This window comes from Brevibacillus reuszeri, assembly GCF_001187725.1.
In the GTDB taxonomy this organism is placed as follows: domain Bacteria; phylum Bacillota; class Bacilli; order Brevibacillales; family Brevibacillaceae; genus Brevibacillus; species Brevibacillus reuszeri.
The window spans coordinates 840,714-859,559 of sequence record NZ_LGIQ01000009.1 but is presented as its reverse complement, the minus strand read 5'-3'; the positions used below and the strand labels follow the sequence as shown (position 1 = coordinate 859,559).

General features: G+C 47.4%; 18 protein-coding genes and 1 pseudogene. 17 read left to right on the top strand and 2 right to left on the bottom strand.

All coding sequences use genetic code 11. The features are described from left to right. Positions 1-3: 3 nt before the first annotated feature. From ADS79_RS18385 to ADS79_RS18350, 7 genes and pseudogenes are all read left to right on the top strand, one after another. A complete protein-coding gene (locus tag ADS79_RS18385; RefSeq protein ID WP_049739848.1) occupies positions 4-813 on the top strand; it encodes a carbon-nitrogen hydrolase family protein in 810 nt (269 codons plus the stop codon). Positions 814-831: 18 nt separating this feature from the next. Beyond that, positions 832-1,752 carry a nickel ABC transporter permease gene (gene nikB / locus ADS79_RS18380; protein ID WP_049739847.1) on the top strand — a complete coding sequence of 307 codons (921 nt, stop codon included), beginning with the start codon at positions 832-834 and terminating at the stop codon, positions 1,750-1,752. 19 nt (positions 1,753-1,771) lie between these two features. Next, the gene (gene nikC, locus ADS79_RS18375) at positions 1,772-2,674 is read left to right on the top strand and encodes a nickel transporter permease (protein ID WP_049739846.1); all 903 of its coding nucleotides are present in this window, start codon (positions 1,772-1,774) and stop codon (positions 2,672-2,674) included. Between the two features lie 16 nt (positions 2,675-2,690). Continuing rightward, positions 2,691-3,686 (top strand): ABC transporter ATP-binding protein, encoded by a 996-nt coding sequence (locus ADS79_RS18370; RefSeq protein ID WP_049739845.1) that lies wholly within the window; start codon positions 2,691-2,693, stop codon positions 3,684-3,686. Continuing rightward, the gene (locus ADS79_RS18365; protein WP_049739844.1) at positions 3,667-4,632 is read left to right on the top strand and encodes an ABC transporter ATP-binding protein; all 966 of its coding nucleotides are present in this window, start codon (positions 3,667-3,669) and stop codon (positions 4,630-4,632) included. Before ADS79_RS18370 ends, ADS79_RS18365 begins: the two co-directional genes overlap by 20 nt. A gap of 32 nt (positions 4,633-4,664) precedes the next feature. Next, a pseudogene (locus tag ADS79_RS36225) lies at positions 4,665-5,411 on the top strand (creatininase family protein). A gap of 47 nt (positions 5,412-5,458) precedes the next feature. Beyond that, positions 5,459-6,415 (top strand): carbon-nitrogen hydrolase family protein, encoded by a 957-nt coding sequence (locus tag ADS79_RS18350; protein WP_174769588.1) that lies wholly within the window; start codon positions 5,459-5,461, stop codon positions 6,413-6,415. 82 nt (positions 6,416-6,497) lie between these two features. Here ADS79_RS18350 and ADS79_RS18345 read toward each other — a convergent pair whose 3' ends face one another. Further along, on the bottom strand, positions 6,498-7,118 hold the full coding sequence (locus ADS79_RS18345; RefSeq protein WP_049739841.1) for a TetR/AcrR family transcriptional regulator: 621 nt from the start codon (positions 7,116-7,118) through the stop codon (positions 6,498-6,500). A gap of 112 nt (positions 7,119-7,230) precedes the next feature. Here ADS79_RS18345 and kynU point away from each other — a divergent pair, with 112 nt between their 5' ends. The 5 genes from kynU (at position 7,231) to ADS79_RS18320 (ending at position 12,249) form a co-directional block, all read left to right on the top strand. Then, positions 7,231-8,517, top strand: coding sequence for a kynureninase (gene kynU, locus ADS79_RS18340; RefSeq protein ID WP_049739840.1), 1,287 nt, complete (start codon positions 7,231-7,233; stop codon positions 8,515-8,517). Between the two features lie 259 nt (positions 8,518-8,776). Then, positions 8,777-9,148, top strand: coding sequence for a hypothetical protein (locus ADS79_RS18335; protein ID WP_049739839.1), 372 nt, complete (start codon positions 8,777-8,779; stop codon positions 9,146-9,148). A 171-nt stretch (positions 9,149-9,319) separates the two neighbouring features. After that, positions 9,320-10,093, top strand: a complete 774-nt coding sequence (locus ADS79_RS18330; protein ID WP_049739838.1) for a hypothetical protein — start codon at positions 9,320-9,322, stop codon at positions 10,091-10,093. Between the two features lie 104 nt (positions 10,094-10,197). Continuing rightward, entirely contained in the window at positions 10,198-10,893 is a 696-nt protein-coding gene (locus tag ADS79_RS18325) for a response regulator transcription factor (RefSeq protein WP_049739837.1), read from the top strand. Positions 10,894-10,896: 3 nt separating this feature from the next. Further along, entirely contained in the window at positions 10,897-12,249 is a 1,353-nt protein-coding gene (locus tag ADS79_RS18320) for a HAMP domain-containing sensor histidine kinase (protein ID WP_049739836.1), read from the top strand. A gap of 26 nt (positions 12,250-12,275) precedes the next feature. On the opposite strand, the gene ADS79_RS18315 is transcribed toward ADS79_RS18320, so the two are convergent. Further along, positions 12,276-13,886, bottom strand: a complete 1,611-nt coding sequence (locus ADS79_RS18315; RefSeq protein ID WP_049739835.1) for a multicopper oxidase family protein — start codon at positions 13,884-13,886, stop codon at positions 12,276-12,278. Positions 13,887-14,097: 211 nt separating this feature from the next. On the opposite strand from ADS79_RS18315, the gene ADS79_RS18310 reads away from it, so the two are divergent. The 5 genes from ADS79_RS18310 (at position 14,098) to ADS79_RS18290 (ending at position 18,827) form a co-directional block, all read left to right on the top strand. After that, a complete protein-coding gene (locus ADS79_RS18310) occupies positions 14,098-14,376 on the top strand; it encodes a hypothetical protein (RefSeq protein WP_236700036.1) in 279 nt (92 codons plus the stop codon). Between the two features lie 71 nt (positions 14,377-14,447). Beyond that, positions 14,448-15,323, top strand: coding sequence for a LysR family transcriptional regulator (locus ADS79_RS18305; RefSeq protein WP_049739833.1), 876 nt, complete (start codon positions 14,448-14,450; stop codon positions 15,321-15,323). A gap of 161 nt (positions 15,324-15,484) precedes the next feature. After that, the gene (locus tag ADS79_RS18300; RefSeq protein WP_049739832.1) at positions 15,485-16,558 is read left to right on the top strand and encodes an LLM class flavin-dependent oxidoreductase; all 1,074 of its coding nucleotides are present in this window, start codon (positions 15,485-15,487) and stop codon (positions 16,556-16,558) included. Between the two features lie 97 nt (positions 16,559-16,655). Further along, entirely contained in the window at positions 16,656-17,132 is a 477-nt protein-coding gene (locus tag ADS79_RS18295; protein ID WP_049739831.1) for a DinB family protein, read from the top strand. Positions 17,133-17,174: 42 nt separating this feature from the next. Continuing rightward, entirely contained in the window at positions 17,175-18,827 is a 1,653-nt protein-coding gene (locus tag ADS79_RS18290; RefSeq protein WP_236700035.1) for an ABC transporter substrate-binding protein, read from the top strand. Positions 18,828-18,846 lie beyond the last annotated feature (19 nt).

Genomic DNA, 18,846 nt, shown 5'->3' with positions numbered 1-18,846 from the left:
AGGATGTCTTTTCAAGTGGTGATGGCCCAGTTAGGCTCGACCGATGACAAGCAATTGAATCTGCAAAAAGCAGAAAAAGCGCTCAGGGAGGCAACGAGCATTCATGGGGCAGATTTGGTCGTGTTCCCGGAAGCGTATATGAGTTATTTTCTCGTGGGTACGCCACGTGAGGTAAAGCTAAACGATGCGGAGACGATACAAGGTCCGTTTGTCAGTGGAATGTGCGAGTTGGCTCGCCAATATGGCGTCTGGGTCATATTTGGAATGCGGGAGAGGACAGAGGATACAGAGGATGACAGAGTCTATAATTCGGTCGTTCTGGTAGATTCGGCTGGGACAATCGTGAGTACGTACCGGAAGACGCATTTGTACGATGCATTCGGAGCAAAGGAATCGCAGAACATTAAACCCGGCGCTTCTTTGTTTACACCAGTTGAAACTCCATTTGGCAAAATTGGCTTGCTCGTATGCTATGAATTGCGTTTTCCCGAAATTGCCCGTTATCAGGCTTTGCACGGAGCGGATATGCTCGTCGCTCCTTCTGGCTGGGTGAAGGGACCTGTAAAGGAGCGTCACTGGGAAAATCTCGTTTCGGTTCGCGCATTGGAAAATACGGCTTATGTGGTTGCTTGCAATCAGATCAATGATTACTACATCGGGCAAAGTCTGGTTGTGGACCCGATGGGCGTGGTCCTCGCTCAAGGCACGGAGACAGAAGGCTTGATTCCTTGTCGGATTGATCTAGAGCGTGTGAAGGAAGTGCGGGCAAAGCTTCCATCACATCTGCACCGTATGCCAGAGATGTACGCATAACGAGAAGGGGGAATTCCTTTGCTCCGTTATATCGTAAAACGCTTGCTGCAAATGATCCCGACCCTGATTGGTGTGTCCCTGCTTTGCTTTATCATCATCCATTCCGTGCCGGGCAATCCAGCGCATCTCATCGCAGGGGTCGATGCGACTGCAGAAGAGATTAAGATTGTCACCGAGCGTTTGGGACTTGATCGACCTTTGTATGAACAGTACGGCAGCTACGTATGGGGATTGCTCCAGGGAGACTTGGGCACTTCCCTGCGTTCTGACAGACCGGTGGCTGAAGAAATATTGTCGAGATTCCCCAATACGATCATGCTGACTTTGCTATCGGTGGTCATTATGGTGATCATCGGACTTTTTGCGGGTGTCATTTCTGCGACGAAGCCAAATAGTGTGCAGGACAACACTGCCATGATGGTTTCATTATTTGGCATATCGATGCCTGTTTTTTGGTCGGGAATCATGCTGATTCTCGTATTTTCCTATTATTTGCAATGGCTTCCCTCTGGGGGCAGCACGCAGTTCAAGCATTACATTTTGCCGGCGCTGGCACTTGGATTTTCATCCTCTGCAGTGCTCGCACGGTTGACACGCTCGAGTATTTTAGAAGTGATTAACCAGGATTTTATTCGAACAGCCCGTGCCAAAGGGGTCAGAGAAAAGCTGGTCATTTACAAGCACACATTAAAAAATGCGTTAATTCCGATCATTACCATCATCGGATTGGAGTTCGGTCATCTGCTGGGCGGAGCGGTTTTGACCGAAACGGTTTTTTCCATGAATGGACTCGGTCGTTATATTATTCAGTCCATCCAGTTTCGGGATTATCCCGCTATCCAAGGCAGCATTCTCTTTGTCGCTGCTCTGTTCGTCATCGTAAATCTCGTTGTTGATTTATGCTACGGCTCGGTTGATCCGAGGATTCGCTACGACTGATGAAGAGGAGGGAAGAGCGATGAGTAATTCCGAAATCACGCTAAATGTGGGAGCGACATCAGCTGAGCCCGCTTATGAACGTCGTTCACCGTGGGCATACATGCTGCGTCGATTTAAAAAGAACAAGCGTGCGCTGGTTGGCTTTTGGATGGTTGCTGTATTTGTTGGCTTGGCTATTTTTGCAAGAGTCATCGCACCGTACGATCCGATTGAGCAAAACATGAATGTGATCCTGCAGTCGCCATCCATGAATCATTGGTTCGGCACAGATGAGTACGGGCGCGATATTTTTTCACGAATTTTGTATGGTGCTCAAATCTCCTTGATGATCGGAATTGTAGGGGTCCTGATTTCTGTCGGTATCGGAGTCGGTCTCGGTACGATATCTGGTTATTTTGGTGGCAAAGCTGACATGCTGATCATGCGCATCATGGATATTTTTATGGCTTTTCCGAGTTTTTTGCTCGCCCTGGCTATCGTCAGTGTGCTTGGTCCAGGCATGGTCAACGTGATGATTGCGATCGGCATTTTTTCCGTTCCTACTTTTGCCAGAATCTCACGGAGCGCGGTCATTTCTGTGAAAACGAAGGAGTATATTGAGGCTTCCAAATCGATGGGAGCCAGCCATTCCCGAATCATTTTCAAGCATGTCATCCCCAATAGTGTTGCGCCGATTATTGTTTTGTCGACCATGCGCATCGCGACTGCGATTCTTACCGCCTCCGGACTCAGCTTTCTCGGCATGGGAGCACAGCCACCCACTCCTGAATGGGGCGCGATGCTGAGCACTGGCAGAGAATACTTGCGTTCTGCTCCACACGTCAGTACGATTCCGGGCTTGGCGATCATGTTTATGGTGCTGGGCTTCAATATGCTCGGTGACGGCTTGCGTGATGCACTTGATCCAAAAATGAAGCTGTGAGATGGGAGGGAGAGCCATGGAGCGCAGCATTTTGGAAATAAAAGGTTTGAAGACGGTCTTTTACACAGATGACGGTGTAGTAACCGCTGTAGATGGGGTCGATATAAAAGTTCGGGCAGGGGAGACTGTCGGAATTGTAGGGGAATCCGGCTCCGGCAAGAGTGTCACCTCCTTGTCAGCGATGAGATTGACACCAGGGAAAGTAGAAGGCGCGATACATTTTAACGGACAAGATATCATGCGTCTGTCGGAAGAAGAGATGAGAGAGATTCGCGGAAATGAGATGGCGATGATCTTTCAGGAGCCGATGACCTCACTCAATCCTGTTTTCACGATAGGGGATCAAATCGGAGAAGCGGTTCGCATTCATTTGAAATACGATAAGGGAAAAGCCCGTGAGCGTTCCATCGAGATGTTGAGGCTCGTTGGAATACCGAGAGCAGAGCAAATCGTGGATGAATACCCGCATCGATTATCAGGCGGGATGCGACAGCGTGTCATGATTGCCATGGCAATGGCTTGCAATCCCAAGCTTCTCATAGCTGATGAACCAACTACGGCCTTGGATGTGACGATTCAGGCGCAAATTCTCGATTTGATGCGTGAACTGAAAACGACCAAAGGCACGGCTATTCTATTCATTACGCATGATCTGGGAGTCGTAGCGGAAATGTGCGATCGAGTCGTGGTCATGTATAACGGAAAAGTAGTAGAAGAAAGTGATGTCGTCACGCTGTTTACCAACCCACAGCACCCGTATACCCGAGGTTTGATGAAGTCCATGCCCACGCTGGAATCTGCAGAAAAGCGCCTTTACTCGATAAAAGGAAGTGTGCCCTCACCAGGAGCTCCGCAAATCGGATGCAGCTTCGCTCCCCGTTGCGAATATGCCATGGACATTTGTAAAATCGAGCCTCCACGTTTAGAGGAAATCGGAGCCGATCATGTGAGCAGATGCTGGCTTCATTCGTCGGAAGGGAGGTGGAACGGTCATGAGTCAGCCGTTAATTGAGGTAACCAATCTCAAGAAATACTTTCCGATTAAAAAGGGGATTTTCAGCCGAACGGTCGGACATGTCAAAGCAGTGGACGGATTGGATTTTACGATTTTCAAAGGGGAAACACTTGGTCTGGTAGGTGAAAGCGGTTGTGGAAAATCGACGACAGGCAGAGCCATTCTGCAATTAATCGATCCTACAGAGGGAGAGGTTAAGTACGAGGGGAGAAATCTGGTCGGTATGAAGACCACCGAATTACATAAACTTCGCAAAGACATGCAGATGGTTTTCCAGGACCCGTATGCTTCGCTCGATCCACGGCTAACCGTAGGAGATATCATTGCGGAGCCTTTGGAAATCCACAAGATCGCACAGGGCAGTGAAAAGAACCGGCGCATCGATGAACTCTTGAATGTGGTTGGGCTTAGTAGTGCGCATGCCAAGCGCTACGGTCATGAATTCAGCGGGGGACAGCGTCAGCGGATCGGGATTGCCCGTGCACTTGCCTTGAACCCAAAGCTGATTGTGGCGGATGAACCTGTATCCGCTCTGGACGTATCGATTCAGTCACAGGTGATTAATCTGTTGCAGGACTTGCAGGAGCAATTCGACTTGACCTATTTATTCATCGCCCATGATCTCAGTGTAGTCAAGCATATTAGCAACCGAATCGGTGTGATGTATTTGGGACGCATTGTGGAGCTAGCGGACAAGACCGAGCTGTTTGATACTCCTATGCATCCGTACACGAAAGCACTCTTGTCGGCGGTACCTAACCCGAATCCATTGATGAAAAAAGAGAGGATTGTACTGCGCGGAGACGTTCCCAGTCCAGCCAATCCACCAGCAGGATGCACATTTCATCCACGCTGCACAGATTGCATGGAAATTTGCAGGACAGTGAAACCGATCTTTAAGAAGGTCAACGGCAGATATATCGCTTGTCACTTGTACGAATAAAATAGCCTGCTTTCCTAAAGGAGGATGTCCGAATGACGTCAACGAACTATATGAAAGAGATGAGCTGGACCACCTTTGTCGAGCGCGCCAAGGAAACAGATTTGGTTCTTTTGCCTACAGGCGCTTGTGAGGTGTATGGTCCGCATTTACCCCTTGGTTCAGACCTACTGGTTGCAACAAAAATTGCGGAAAAGGTAGCCACACGTGTAAATGCCATCATCGGTCCAGCCCTTGAGGTTGGTGATTCATCAGCTCTCGACGATTTTCCCGGAACCATTACCATTAGGCCGGAGAGCTACAAATAGTACTTGCAGGATGTGGTAAACAGCTTGGTCAAATGGGGACTGAAAAACTTCCTCTTCGTCAATGGTCACGCTGGCAATGTTGCGATGATCAATCATGTAGCGCAGTCACTACGCGAGCGCCCTGAGCTACGTTGTGCCCAAATTGATTGCTGGCGTTTCATCAAATCTCAGGATCAAGGTATCGTCGAAGCAGGTGAGGTCGCACACGGACATGCTGGTGAGGCTGGAACGTCTGTCATGATGTATTTGTATCCGGAGCTTGTTGATCCGAGTAAAGGAATCGACGAGGTACCCAAGCAAAAAGATTTCTTTCCCGAGATTATTAAATATTCCCGTTATTCCACAAAATCAGAGTCGGGTGTCATTGGCTATCCTACTGCTGCAACAAGTCAAAAGGGCGAGGTGCTTGTCCATCGTTCCGTCGATCGGATCGTTCAATTCTTGCATGAAGCATGGGACATTCCTCACTCCTAGTACATAGCCAGCGGTCACTGTGCTCGATGTAGACAGGAGGATTTATGATGACAATGAGTGAAAATCAGGTGAGAGTGGCTGTTGTACAAGCATCGCCAGTGATCATGAATTTGACAGAGTCGATTGAAAAGCTTCGCACGTTAACATCAGATGCGGCCAAGCAGGGAGCGAAATTAGTGCTGTTTCCGGAAGCCTTTCTTTCTGCCTATCCAAGAGGGCTTACTTTTGGCTCCAAGATCGGGAGTCGTTCTGAAAAGGGACGAGAAGACTGGTATCGGTATTGGGAAAGCTCCCTCGCTGTGCCGAGTGCAGAAACCGATCAACTTGCTAAAATAGCAAAGGACTATGCCGTGTATCTTGTTGTAGGGGTAACGGAAAAAGAGCACGGCTCTGGTACGCTCTATTGCACGGTTCTTCATTTTGGACCGGATGGTACATTACTCGGAAAGCACCGGAAATTAAAGCCAACCGGGATCGAGAGACTGGTTTGGGGCGAAGGAGACGGTAGCACCTTGCCCGTTTTCGAAACATCCTATGGGAAAATCGGGAGCTTGATCTGTTGGGAAAACTACATGCCCCTCGCACGCATGGCGATGTATAGCAAGGGTGTGGAGTTGTATTTGGCACCAACGGCTGATTCCAGAGAAGTGTGGCAATCGACCATTCGTCATATCGCTTTGGAGGGGCGCTGTTTCGTTTTGTCATGTAATCAATTCGTTACAAAAGATATGTACCCGACCGATTTAGCCTGCTACGAAGAGCTGGAATCTGAGCCAGAGGTGATGTGCAGTGGGGGGAGTGCCATCGTAGGACCGCTTGGAAACTATGTGGTAGAGCCGGTATACGGGAAAGAAGACATTTTGCTTGCTGATCTGGATTTGAGCCAAATTGTAAAAAGCCGCCTCGATTTTGATGTGAATGGGCATTATTCCAGGCCGGATGTTTTCCAGCTCTCGATTGATGAAAGGCCACGAGCGAATACGAAAGAAACGAGTAGTGAATAACGATGAAAAAGACAACCATTTGCATGACAGCTCATTGATTGGAGTGGCTGTAAATGGTTGTCTTTCTTCATAATTAAATTGTTCACTCTACATACAATCCACCTGTATAAATCGCAGTCAGATTGCGTGCAATCTCATCGACAGGATGGTTGTACTCATTGCGCACAATGTCCCACAAATACATTTCGTTAGCAAAAAACCAACCTCTTGCGATCAAGGTGTGATCAACATCCTTGCGTGCGAGTCCATTTTGTTGGGAGTAGATAATGTCCTGTGAGATGTGCAGGATGAATTGCTCGCGAATTTCTTTCCACTTTTGATTGACTTCCTCTGATAATCGTATGCCTTCCTCGATGACCTGCATCATGGCGCGCTCCTGATTTGCCATTTCCAGAAAAAGTCCAGCCTGCTTTTCAATCATAGCACTCGCTTCCTCTTTTGATCGTGGAGTAAATGTCATCTGCGCAATCGCATAAAACTGCTTCATAACCTCATCCATTAATTGAATCAGGATATCGTCTTTCCCAGTGAAATGCAGATAAGCGGTGCCGTACCCGGTTTCCGCTTTTTTGATGATCTGCGAAATCGTCGTTTTTTGAAAACCATATTCGATAAAAACATCACTTGCCGCTGCCAAAAGCTTTGCCCTGGTCTTGAGGGAGCGTTGTTTTCTTGCTGAAGCCTGCTCATTTATTGGATTCATGCTGAGTCCTACCATTTCTTCGTTTTGTAACTGACGCGGTGTCATTGACATGATGTCAGTTATAGAATATTCTAAATTCAATAGTGAAATCAAGTCAAAAAGGGTGGTTACGATGAAAGAGTATACGTTCGATCCTTCGATAGACTGTGCACGCGCATTGGATAAGGCAGATGAATTGGCAGCTTTTCGTAATGAATTTTACATAAAAGCAGAGCGAATTTATTTGGATGGCAACTCGCTCGGATTGCTGTCCAAAAGAGCGGAACAGTCACTTTTGGATGTATTGGACACATGGAAGGAGTATGGGATCGACGGCTGGACGGAAGGCCCCAACCCATGGTTCTATCTATCGGAGCAATTAGGGGAAAAAATGGCGCCACTCGTTGGTGCGAAGCCCGAGGAAGTTATCGTTACCGGCTCTACCTCCGTGAATTTGCATCAGGTTGTCTCGACCTTTTATCAGCCCAACGGCAAGAAAACGAAGATCCTTGCCGACGAGTTGAATTTTCCATCAGACATTTATGTGATGCAAAGCCAATTACAGGCAAAAGGCTACGATCCCGATGAGCATTTGGTTCGTGTCAAAAGTCGTGACGGTCGTTTTATCGAGGAAGAGGACATTATTGCCGCCATGACAGACGAAATTGCCTTAATCGTGTTGCCGAGTGTATTGTATCGCAGCGGACAGATACTTGATATGAAAAGGCTGACGAAAGAGGCGCATGACCGAAACATTTTGATTGGGTTCGACTGCTGCCATTCTGTTGGTGCCATTCCGCACTCCTTTGATGAGTGGGGCGTCGATTTTGCTGTTTGGTGCAACTATAAGTACGTGAATGCAGGGCCTGGTGGTGTCGGAGCGATCTATGTAAATCAGAAGCATTTCCAGAAAGTACCCGGTCTAACAGGCTGGTTTAGCTCCAGCAAGGAAAAGCAGTTTGACATGGAGCATGTACTCACACCTGCAATAACGGCTGGTGCATTTCAGATTGGTACCCCTCATCTTTTGAGCATGGCGCCATTGATTGGTTCACTCGAAATCTTTGCAGAAGCAGGGATTGACCGACTTCGCAGCAAGTCTTTGCACCTGACAAGCTTTATGCTTTTCTTGATCGAACACGAACTGGAGGGAATGGGCTTCACTGTCGGTAATTCGCATTTGGATGAGAGACGTGGAGGCCATGTATTCCTGGAGCATGCAGAGGCCGCAAGAATTTGCAAGGCGTTGAAAGAAAACGGAGTAATCCCAGACTTCCGTGCACCAAACGGAATTCGTCTTGCTCCGATGGCCTTGTACAATACGTATGAAGAAGTGTGGCATGCTGTACAGATTCTTGCCAAAATCATGAAAGAAGAGCAGTACAAGAAGTTTGAGAATAAAAGGGGAGTCGTTGCTTAATCGAATTCGCCAGACCAGCGCTGAAAAACGCATGGTTTGGCGTTTTTATTTGATAGGCGATTCATGAGCTGTGTTCACACGGAGGAATATCGGAAACATGCTGAGGGATACTAAATTTAAGAAAGAATGAGAACTCATACCAAGTTGACATTTTCCTTAAATTGTCATGATAATGAGCTATGCTTGTATGAAGCGGTCCCACGATTGCAAACCAGTCAAAATTGCGCTTCTCGAACTTACAGAAAAAGGGTGTAGCTGCATGAATCATAATGAAGCGTCTGCGTTAAAAAAACCGTCTGCTGTAACCTTTGTGCAAGTGTTGATGTACTTTACCGCTGTAATAAATGTGGTGAATGGGTTTTTATCGTTCGGCAGTACTGGACTGTTCAAGAAAACATTGTGTATCGCCATGATACTGGTTGGTTGTGCAGCTGTTTACGTGGCTGCACGTTTGAATAAACCAAGCGAATCGAATCGGAGGGCGGCGATTGTTCTTTCCGGCATTCTGATCGCATTTAGAATCGTAGAGTTCGCCGTTTGGTACGACATCGGATTTTTAATGGGGATGATCCTGCCTGTTTTCGTGATATGGAGATTGAATCGATCGGAAGCGAGATCATGGTTTCGTTGAAAATAGCTTATTTCGTCTGCATGGGATGAAAAATGGGATAGGAGTACTGTTAAACAAGCGTTTTTTATAGGTGACGTAATAAGTGTTATGTCAACAAACTCATTTGTTTGTATATGCAATTGACGTGTATCGATGTCCCTATCTGTGAAGACGAAGGAAGGAGGGGGGACAGTGAAAATCATGAAAGGGATTGGAATCATAGTTTTGTTCATGATTCTAACTGCGTGTACCGTTCGCGAAAATAATCAGGAGACAAATCGGAGTAGTGGCGTAATAGCGATTCAACAGCCTGCTACCAGCATGACAAGCAACGTTTCGTATGGCTTTCCCCTACCTTTTTCTACAGTGAAAATAGAACAGCCTTTGACCAAAACTACTTTAACCAATCTAGGACCAATTGTAGAAAAGAAACAAATAAACGATGAGGTTGTATATCTTTATCAAAAAGAGAAGGAAAATTTATACGCGGCAATTCAGTCAGGCTCTACCGTTTTTGATATCGGGCAGATCGGATACTCGCTTCAACAAAAAGATTCAATTTCAATCGAACAGGTTGAGGTTTTTGGTGAAGCCTATATCAAAATGACGGGCTTTTGTGGAGCAAATTGTCCGATTACTAACTATGTTCAAATAGAACATAATCCCTCAAGCTTTCTTCAAATGACCGCTCATACCGTAGAAGCAGACATCAATCAGGATGGGGTAAACGAGATTATCGCCACAGTGGGTACGCTAGCTGAGACCTCGATCTATCGATTCAGTCCGGAAAGGATCGAAGGCGTTCACCTAAATGAGGCAATGAATGCACAGGCCGTTACGTACAAGCCTGAAACGAATACCTTTGAGGTGAGCGGCCCCAACGAATTACTTTCTGAATGGAAATATCGCGATGGAAAGATGGGCCCGCTACTGATCGGTAATCTTCAAATTAAGAAGTGTTCTTAAAGCGGCGGATTTAGCAGCGTAAGCCTTTCTCCTTATTTTCTTCATCCTTTCTTTTTATACTGAGGAGTAGGAGTAATCTGCATGGTTAGTGGAGGTGTAAGCCCATGTCTTCGATATTAATTGTGGATGACGAGCCGCAGATTTTAGAGATTCTTTCGTCTTATTTGCGGAAGGATGGCTATCATGTGCTCACAGCGTCTGAAGGGGGAGAAGCTCTGGAAATCGCAGAGACCTATCCACTCGCGCTAATCATCCTTGACCTTATGCTTCCTGATCGGACGGGTGAAGATGTATGTAGGGAAATTCGCAAAACTTCTCGTGTTCCTATCCTGATGCTGACCGCCAAAAGCGGGGAGGCAGACAGAATTAGGGGGCTGGAGATTGGCGCCGACGATTATTTGGTCAAACCATTCAGTCCACGCGAGCTGGTGGCGCGGGTTCGTGCCATTTTGCGCAGGATGGGAGATTACCAGTCTTTGAGCGATCTTATTGAAATGGGCGAGCTTACTGTATCTTTGGGGGAGAAGCGTATTTTGCTCCGAGGTAAACCAGTAGAAACCACGCCAAATGAATTTCGCTTGTTGGCAACACTTGTCCGTTACCCCGGTCGCACGTGGACGAGAGATGAATTGGTGGAGGAAGTTCTGGGGATTGATTTTTTTGGCAGTGATCGAACTATTGACACCCATATTAAAAACCTGCGTCAAAAAATCGAGGATGATCCGAGACAGCCTGTTTTCATAAAAACGGTGTACGGGTTGGGCTATCGCTTCGACAATCCTGACAAAAGTCGGGGGTAAGGGATGAAACGTATCTGGATGAGGCTCGCTCTCGTGTTCATGCTCGTGAGTGCGAGTGGAATTTTGATTTCCACGCTTCTTTCGATCAAAGAAATGCAGCATCATTTTTCGCTCTATGTGCGTGACGTTAATCAAGTCCATCAACAAGATCTGATCGCCATGCTTCAAGACGAGTATGCAAAAAAACAAAAGTGGGAAGAAGGGACTTTTCAAAAGCTTGAAGCCGCTTCTCAGCTACTCGGACTGCAGATCATGCTCTATGATGGAAACCTCCAGCTGCTTCGTTCTTTTGGGGATACCCATACCCATCCCGTTTCTGTGAGTAGCAGGGACGATGAGCTTACCCAAATAACTGAACATGGCAAGGTTATTGGAGCCTTACGCATTCACTTCGACAATTCAGGGACCACTTTTTTAGAGGAGCATTTTCAAATCGCCCATACGAATGCGATGCAATGGACGATGCTTGCCTTGCTGCTGATTGTCTGCCTGGTTAGTGTGATCACTGCCAAACGCTTCACCAAACCGATTGTCACGATGAGCGACGCGGCAGTAGAGGTGGCAAAAGGGAATTTGGCAACGAGAGTAAATGTTCCCAAGGGAAAAGATGAGCTTGCCAGTCTGGTAGAATCGTTTAACAATCTGGTCAAGAGCCTGGAAAATCAAGAAGAACTGAGAAAGCGGCTGACCTCAGATGTTGCACATGAGCTGCGCACTCCGCTCAATACCTTGCTTGCCCAAACAGAAGGAATGATCGATCAGGTCTGGGAAGCAACCCCAGAGCATCTGGAGGCGATCCGTGCGGAAGTGCTGCGACTTATTCGCATTGTCAGCGACTTGGATCAAGTCATGCAGGCAGAAGCGGGAGTCCTTACGATTTCCAGAGAGCAAGTGAATGTGAGCAGGCTGATTGAAAATACAGCTGCTTCCATGTCCGCTTCCTTTTTGCAGAAGCAGATTGAGCTGTCAAGCTATGTGCAAGCTGGAATCCGGGTGGTAGGGGATGAGCAGCGGCTGGTGCAGGTGTTGACCAATCTACTGACGAATTCGCTCAAGCATACAGATCATGGCGGGAAAGTAAGTGTAACTGCCGAAAAGGCAGGCGCTTTTGTTGAAGTAAAAATCATCGATAACGGAAGCGGGATCACTGCACAAGACCTGCCCTTTGTATTTGAGCGCTTTTATCGCGGAGATCGTTCAAGAAATCGGGTGCGTGGAGGTGCTGGACTTGGGTTGACCATTGTCCAAGGGATTGTGGAGGCTCACCAAGGCGATATTTACATTGACAGTACAGTGGGAGAAGGGACGACGGTTACAATACATTTCCCCATGGTAATAGAGGGAGGGCAGGAATAATTGATTCCTGCCCTTTATACATGGAATCACTCAGGCATGTTTTTCACCGTAGGATCGACGACAAAATCCCTTTTGAACCCCTCGTATTTTACTTCCGACATCATGCCCTGCGCTGCATGGCCCAGATCATGACAATGGAACATCCATTCTCCAGGATTATCCGCGATAAACGACACGACAAATTCCTCTCCCGGCAGCAGATTTAATGTGTCCTTCACTAACGGAGAACCAGAGACAGGCTGCCCGTTTTTACTTAAAACCTGAAAGAAATGTCCGTGCAAATGCATGGGGTGAAGGTCTTTGGGAGACTTGTTCACGAGCTTAACCTTGACCCGATCTCCTTTTTTAACCTGAAGCGGTGGCGTATCAGGATACGTTTTGCCATTGATCGTGAATGCCATTTCCCCATTGCTCATTTCGGTATTCAGATCCATCGTGTATTCGATGTTATACGAATCGTCGAGGGAAAAATTACTCTTTGCAGCCTCGCCGTATTTGGTGATATCGATGATGGGCATATCTCCTTTTTCGGCTTTTGGTTTGGTTGACTCGTAGCCTTCATACACGATCGGAACCGCCAAGGATGCAGCACCAGGATTCGAGCTGTGTTCCTCCAGCAGCCAGCTACCTGGATTATTGGCCACAAACTCAATGTCGTATCGTTCACCGGGTGCGATATTTAACAGTTGACCGCTTACGAGAGGGGGATTGTTAATTGGCTGCCCGTCTGTAGAAACGATTTTGTACTCATGTCCCTGCAGGTAGAGCGGATGGGAAAGAAAGCCCGCATTCACCAAGCGAATTCGTATCTTTTCACCCTGCTTGACCAGCAGCGGTTGAATAGCCGCACCTGTCTTGCCGTTCGCTGAAAAGATCGTATACATAAGCGGCATCATCTCTGCATCGCTCATCGGCGTATCCATGCTGCTGTTGTTGCCGCTGCTGGTATTGCTCATGTTCATTCCTGCATGGCCGCCTCCGTGACTCATTCCAGCCATGCTTTCATCTTTTAGCCATTCATCTACGACAAGCGTAAAATCTTTATCGACAGGCTGCTGTTCCTTTGGCTCAACAACCAAGGAACCGTAAAGCCCTTTGTCGACCTGGACAACACCGTTTTGGTGGGAATGGTACCAGTACGTACCAGGGACATCGACTTTGAATTGATAGGTAAAGCTATCACCTGGCTTGACGGCGTTCTGGGTGATGCCCGGAATGCCATCCATATGATTGGGTACAGGAAGTCCATGCCAATGAATCGTTACAGGCTCAGTCAGTTCGTTTTTTAATACAACCTTGATAGTCTCGCCTTGCTTCACGCGAAGCTGGGGACCTGGGACTGTTCCATTATAGGTCCACGCATTTTTCATCGTGCTGTCATCGAGATGAAGCATACTTTCCTTTGCCGTCAGCGTAAATGAATTTCCCGTCAGCACCTCCATAACGGTGTCGTTCGAAGCGAACATAGCTGCGGCTTCGCTGTTAGCTGGAATGCTTGAGGTCGAACCCATATTACCCATGTCATGACCTTGATGATTCATCGGTTGACTGTTGGTTGAACAAGCGGAGAGCAGCAGTGCACCCGCAATGATCAATGGAAGAGCGAGCTGCTTTTTTCTCAGTTGCTTGGTATTCACGTAGAAACCTCCTTTATGCCGATGCCTCAAAAGTAGCACAGGACTATGAAGAAAAGATGGAGATTATAATACTCACTTGACCGCTTGGAATAATCAGATTAGACTAAATGATAATCTCGCCGATCAGTCAACTGAAGGCTCCCATAGCTTGCGTCAGGCAAGTAAGGGGGCTTTTTGTCTTATTTCCCTACATTCAGTTAGGAGGATGTTCATGGAATATAGATGTCTGAATTGCCAGCAGGTTTTTCAGGCAGAGGCGGAATTCTGTCCTCATCTTGCGCAATTTTTTGCGTCTCTTAATGGGCAAAAGGTGTGGCGAATCCGCTTCCTGCATCGCTATGCATTTGAATTTTACAGTGATGCGCAAATCCAGGCGATGGTGGTGGCAGAGCCATTGAATGTTTCCGAGGTGGTATGTATTGAAGCGTTTGATGCCAAGACCTTTATGGGGATAAACGCCCTCGGAAAGCACGTTTCCATCTTTGATTAAATCGAAGTTACAGCAGTTACGATGCGGCCAAATGCTTCCAGATGCCACTAAACATAAAGGGAGGCCATTGGATGAATATTGAAAACCTCGAAGCGTTTGTGTATGTCGTCCATTTCAATAGCTTCAATAAAGCTGCGGATGCTCTTTTTTTATCACAGCCCTCAATTTCGGCGCGCATACAGACGCTGGAGCGGGAATTGGATGTCAAGCTGTTCCTGCGAGAAGGCAAAAGCTTTTCATTAACCGAAAAGGGGAAGCAATTTCTCCCGTACGCCCAGCAAATTCTGCAATCCTTTCGCAAAGGAAAGCAGCAGCTGCGACGAGAGCTGACCACCTTGCACGAGCTGAGGATCGGCTGCACCGCTTCCGTTTCCGCTTATATTATGCCGGAGCTGCTTCCTCTTCTGAAGCAAATGAACCCCGAGCTGCAAATCAAGCTGCTGACAGCGCCGAGCGAAACGATCGTGGAAAAAGTCCTGCAAAAGGAAATCGATTTGGGACTTGTCCGCAATATTAGCCATCCCTTAATCGATTCGGTTTTGTTCTATGAAGACCCGATCCGCTTATACGTCCACCAAAACCACTCATTTACCCATCATCATCCGAGTACACTTGAAGAGATTGGCGGGGAAAAGCTCGTGTTTTTCGAGTGCGGATCGCTTGACTGGATGAAGCTGCACAGCTTGTTCGAGACGCTGCAGCGACCACCCGTGATCGATCTGAACATCGATAATCATGAGGCTGCCAAAAAATGCATTGCAAAAGGAATGGGCATCGGATTTTTGCCTGATTTGTGCGCGCGAAGGGAAGTGGGTGACAATCTGTTGTTTCCGATTGACATCCCTGGGCTGGCAAGCATTTCGTTACGAACAAACATCATTACCTTAAAAGGGGAAGGTGCCGAGCTACGCAAACGTTTTTTAAAGCTGATCGGATCTTTTGAATGAAGCTGAATCGAATGTTTCAATCGATCTATAGAAATACCTAATTGGGGAATCAATTGACGATGCGTAAGCTGGGTGATAAAGTTTGAAATCATAAAACCAACTATTCTTATCGGTTTTATAAATTCAGCATTTCAAGCACATGGGGAAGGAAGATCTTTTACATGAAATTTGCTTTGTTCAGTCTCATGATGAATATTCCAAACGCAGTGACGGGGGAAGCATTAACGACACAACAAAAGTTTCAAAATGTTTTGAAGCAGGCTGTCCTTGCTGAAAAGCTGGGCTTTGAAGCCTACGGAGTGGGGGAGCGTCATGGAGAGCCGTTTATTTCCTCGGCACCGCCTGTCGTCCTGACAGCTATTGCTGTACAAACATCACGCATTCGCTTGCTGACTACTGTGACCGTACTGAGTGTGCTCGATCCGGTCAGGGTAGCCGAAGACTATGCTACACTTGATCATTTGTCAGGCGGGCGTCTGGAATTGATTATTGGAAAAGGCAACGATCCACGCCATTATCCGCTGTTTGGCATCACTGAGGATGAGCAGTGGGATTCGCTTGCGGAGCGATACGAGCTGCTCAAGCGGTTATGGAACGAAGAGAATGTTACGTGGGAAGGTAAATACAGACCAGCACTTCAGCAGGTGACGACGCAACCCAGACCGTTTCAGGCAAAAATCCCGATTTGGCATGGCAGTGCATCCAGTCCCCTTTCCACTGAGCTGGCTGCAAAAAATGGTGATCCAATCTTCTCGTCAAACGGGTTTCACCATATGAGCAAATACAAGGCGCTGATTGATCATTATCGGGAGCGCTGGGCGCATTATGGGCATGATCCAAAGGAAGCTGTGGTTGGAGCAGGTGGTGGTACTTTGTACCTTGCAAATTCTTCAGAGGAGGCGATCAAGCGGTACCGCCCCTACTATAATGCCTTTCACTCGACAGAAGCCTCCAAGCACAATCAATCGCCTTTCACCGACCTGGAAGACAATATCAAAAATGGTCCTGCTTTGATTGGAAGCGCTGATTTTGTCATCGAGAAAATCTTGAAATATCAGGAAGCATTTGGTCACCAGGTACTTAGCATCAGCGTGGACGGTCTGACGGAGGCAGAACAACTGGAGCAAATCGAACGGTTTGCTGCCGATGTGATGCCTGTGCTTCGCAAAGAGATTCCGAGTACCGTTTGGGAGAATGTTTCAAAGGTCCAAATCGATCATGTGCACAAAGTATGAGCGGAGAGGGTTTATCACTGAAATTAATCCGATTAAACATATTGTTTTAGTTTAAATTATTCCATTTATTCATTCATACATGGGAGGAAATGAAGACATGAGCCAAATCGATATTCAAGCCTACCTGGATTTACACGCCCACTTAGCAGAAGCAATCAAAGGATTGACAACAGAAGAGCTGCACTGGAAGGAAACAGCAGAATCGTGGAGCGTAACGGAAGTTCTCACCCATTTACTTGATCATCATCTTGTCGTTTCGTTTCGCATTCGTGATGTTCTTTCTGGCACGACGGTACAGCTTCCGGCTTTCAACCAAGACAATTGGGTGAATGGACAGAAGGCAAATGAGAGTGATCCTGAGGAGATTTTGCAAGCCTACAACGCTTTGCTCCGTTACAATTCTCAGTTATTTACGAGATTGGCGCCAGAAGACGCTGGGAAGACAGGGATCAGCCACAAAGGAGATGCCGTACGTGTCGTCGATATCGCGGCCGGATTCATCAAGCACGTCCATCACCATATCGGACAGATTGATCGGATCAAGCAAGCACAGGCTGCGCACAGCGTGGGCTGACTGCAACCATAAACCAATAACAAATAAGGGAGTAGGACGACAGTGGAGATCAGAAGCACAAACAAGTGGATAAAACATACAGCTATTTCTCTTATAGCGGCAGCGCTGCTCGCAGGATGCTCTTCGAGTCAGGGACAGAGCACGAATGCTTCGGGACAGCCAAACCAGGCAGATTCTTCAGCGGGGGGTGAACAAGGCGGCGAGTTCACCTATGCCTTGGCGACCTCTCCAGACACGCTGGATGCGGGCGCAAGTGGATTTGCGGTATCCCATCGCGTGTTTCGCAACATTTTTGACAGCCTCGTGTTTCAAGCAAAGGATGGAACCTTTCAGCCGTGGCTGGCTTCAAGCTGGACCAAATCGGAGGACGGCAAGGAATATACATTCAAACTGCGTAAGGATGTGAAATTCCAGGATGGCACTGCGTTTAATGCCGCAGCGGTAAAGGCGAATTTTGATCACATTTTTGCAGGAGGACGTGGACAATCCCGCTCCCTGCTCGGCACCTTCTCTTCAGCAGAGGTCGTAGATGAGCATACGATCAAAATCATTCTGTCAGAGCCGTTTGAACCACTACTGAGCGGTCTTAGCTCAGCCTTTCTCGGAATTTCCTCGCCAAAGGCATTTGAACAATACAAAGATCAATATGGTAAGCATCCTGTTGGCTCGGGACCGTTCAAATTCGTGAGCTGGACGGAAAACGACCAAATCGTGCTGGAAAGAAATCCGGACTACAACTGGGGACCTCCTGGGGCAAACAACAAAGGACCTTCGCAACTGAGCAAGATTACTTTCAAGATCATTCCAGAGGAAGCGACACGGATCGGCAGTGTGCAGAGCGGTCAAGCACTCGCAGCGGAGGCAGTTCCACCACAACTGATTACATCCCTGCAAAATGACCCCAATATTACCGTCGACCAGTCCATCACAAATGGAACTGCATTTTCCCTCTACATCAATACAAAAAGCGAGCCTTGGAGCGAGCTAAAAGCGCGTCAGGCAGTCCAGCTTGCTGTTGATGTAGATACGATTGTTCGCACGCTTTATTTGGGAACGTACGAGCGGGCGTGGTCAGCTTTGACGCCAGGTATTCTCGGCTATGATTCTTCCCTCGAAAACAAGCTAAAGCCGGATATTGCAAAAGCGAATCAGCTGCTCGACGAACTGGGCTGGAAGCTGGGCACAGACGGAATTCGCGAAAAAGACGGCAAAAAGCTGGTTCTACGCTACCTAGACGGTTCGCCAAACCGTGAAAAACGCAATGATATTGCTGCTATCGTGCAGCAGCAGCTAAAACAAATCGGGATTCAGGTCAATTTGAACATTACAAAGGATACCAATACCCCAATCACAAACGGTGAATACGACATTTTCGGGAACTCTCAGGTAAAAGCAGACCCTGATATTTTACGCAATCTATTCCGTTCGGATAGAGTCTTTACCAAAGGCGGCACTAACTGGTCGAATATTGCAGAGCCAGAGATAGATCAGCTGCTCGATCAGGGGGCAAAAGAAAGCGATCCGCAAAAGCGAAAGGAAATTTATGAAGAGATCCAGCGATACATGATTGACAATGCGATCATTCTCCCGATCTATGTCTTCCCGTATACGGTCGCTCACTCGAAAAAGGTAGAAGGATTGCAGTTCGATTTGCTTGGCTATCCGTTATTCTACGACGTCACTATTCACCAATAAACGAGAGGAGGGAAGTGTA

Coding starts and splice junctions, on each gene's coding strand:
- ADS79_RS18300 (WP_049739832.1), top strand. CDS start 15,485: ATGAAATTTGCTTTGTTCAGTCTCATGATGAATATTCCAAACGCAGTG.
- ADS79_RS18365 (WP_049739844.1), top strand. CDS start 3,667: ATGAGTCAGCCGTTAATTGAGGTAACCAATCTCAAGAAATACTTTCCG.
- ADS79_RS18385 (WP_049739848.1), top strand. CDS start 4: ATGTCTTTTCAAGTGGTGATGGCCCAGTTAGGCTCGACCGATGACAAG.
- ADS79_RS18345 (WP_049739841.1), bottom strand. CDS start 7,118: ATGAATCCAATAAATGAGCAGGCTTCAGCAAGAAAACAACGCTCCCTC.
- ADS79_RS18350 (WP_174769588.1), top strand. CDS start 5,459: ATGACAATGAGTGAAAATCAGGTGAGAGTGGCTGTTGTACAAGCATCG.
- ADS79_RS18325 (WP_049739837.1), top strand. CDS start 10,198: ATGTCTTCGATATTAATTGTGGATGACGAGCCGCAGATTTTAGAGATT.
- ADS79_RS18370 (WP_049739845.1), top strand. CDS start 2,691: ATGGAGCGCAGCATTTTGGAAATAAAAGGTTTGAAGACGGTCTTTTAC.
- ADS79_RS18335 (WP_049739839.1), top strand. CDS start 8,777: ATGAATCATAATGAAGCGTCTGCGTTAAAAAAACCGTCTGCTGTAACC.
- ADS79_RS18310 (WP_236700036.1), top strand. CDS start 14,098: ATGGAATATAGATGTCTGAATTGCCAGCAGGTTTTTCAGGCAGAGGCG.
- ADS79_RS18295 (WP_049739831.1), top strand. CDS start 16,656: ATGAGCCAAATCGATATTCAAGCCTACCTGGATTTACACGCCCACTTA.
- ADS79_RS18320 (WP_049739836.1), top strand. CDS start 10,897: ATGAAACGTATCTGGATGAGGCTCGCTCTCGTGTTCATGCTCGTGAGT.
- kynU (WP_049739840.1), top strand. CDS start 7,231: ATGAAAGAGTATACGTTCGATCCTTCGATAGACTGTGCACGCGCATTG.
- nikC (WP_049739846.1), top strand. CDS start 1,772: ATGAGTAATTCCGAAATCACGCTAAATGTGGGAGCGACATCAGCTGAG.
- ADS79_RS18305 (WP_049739833.1), top strand. CDS start 14,448: ATGAATATTGAAAACCTCGAAGCGTTTGTGTATGTCGTCCATTTCAAT.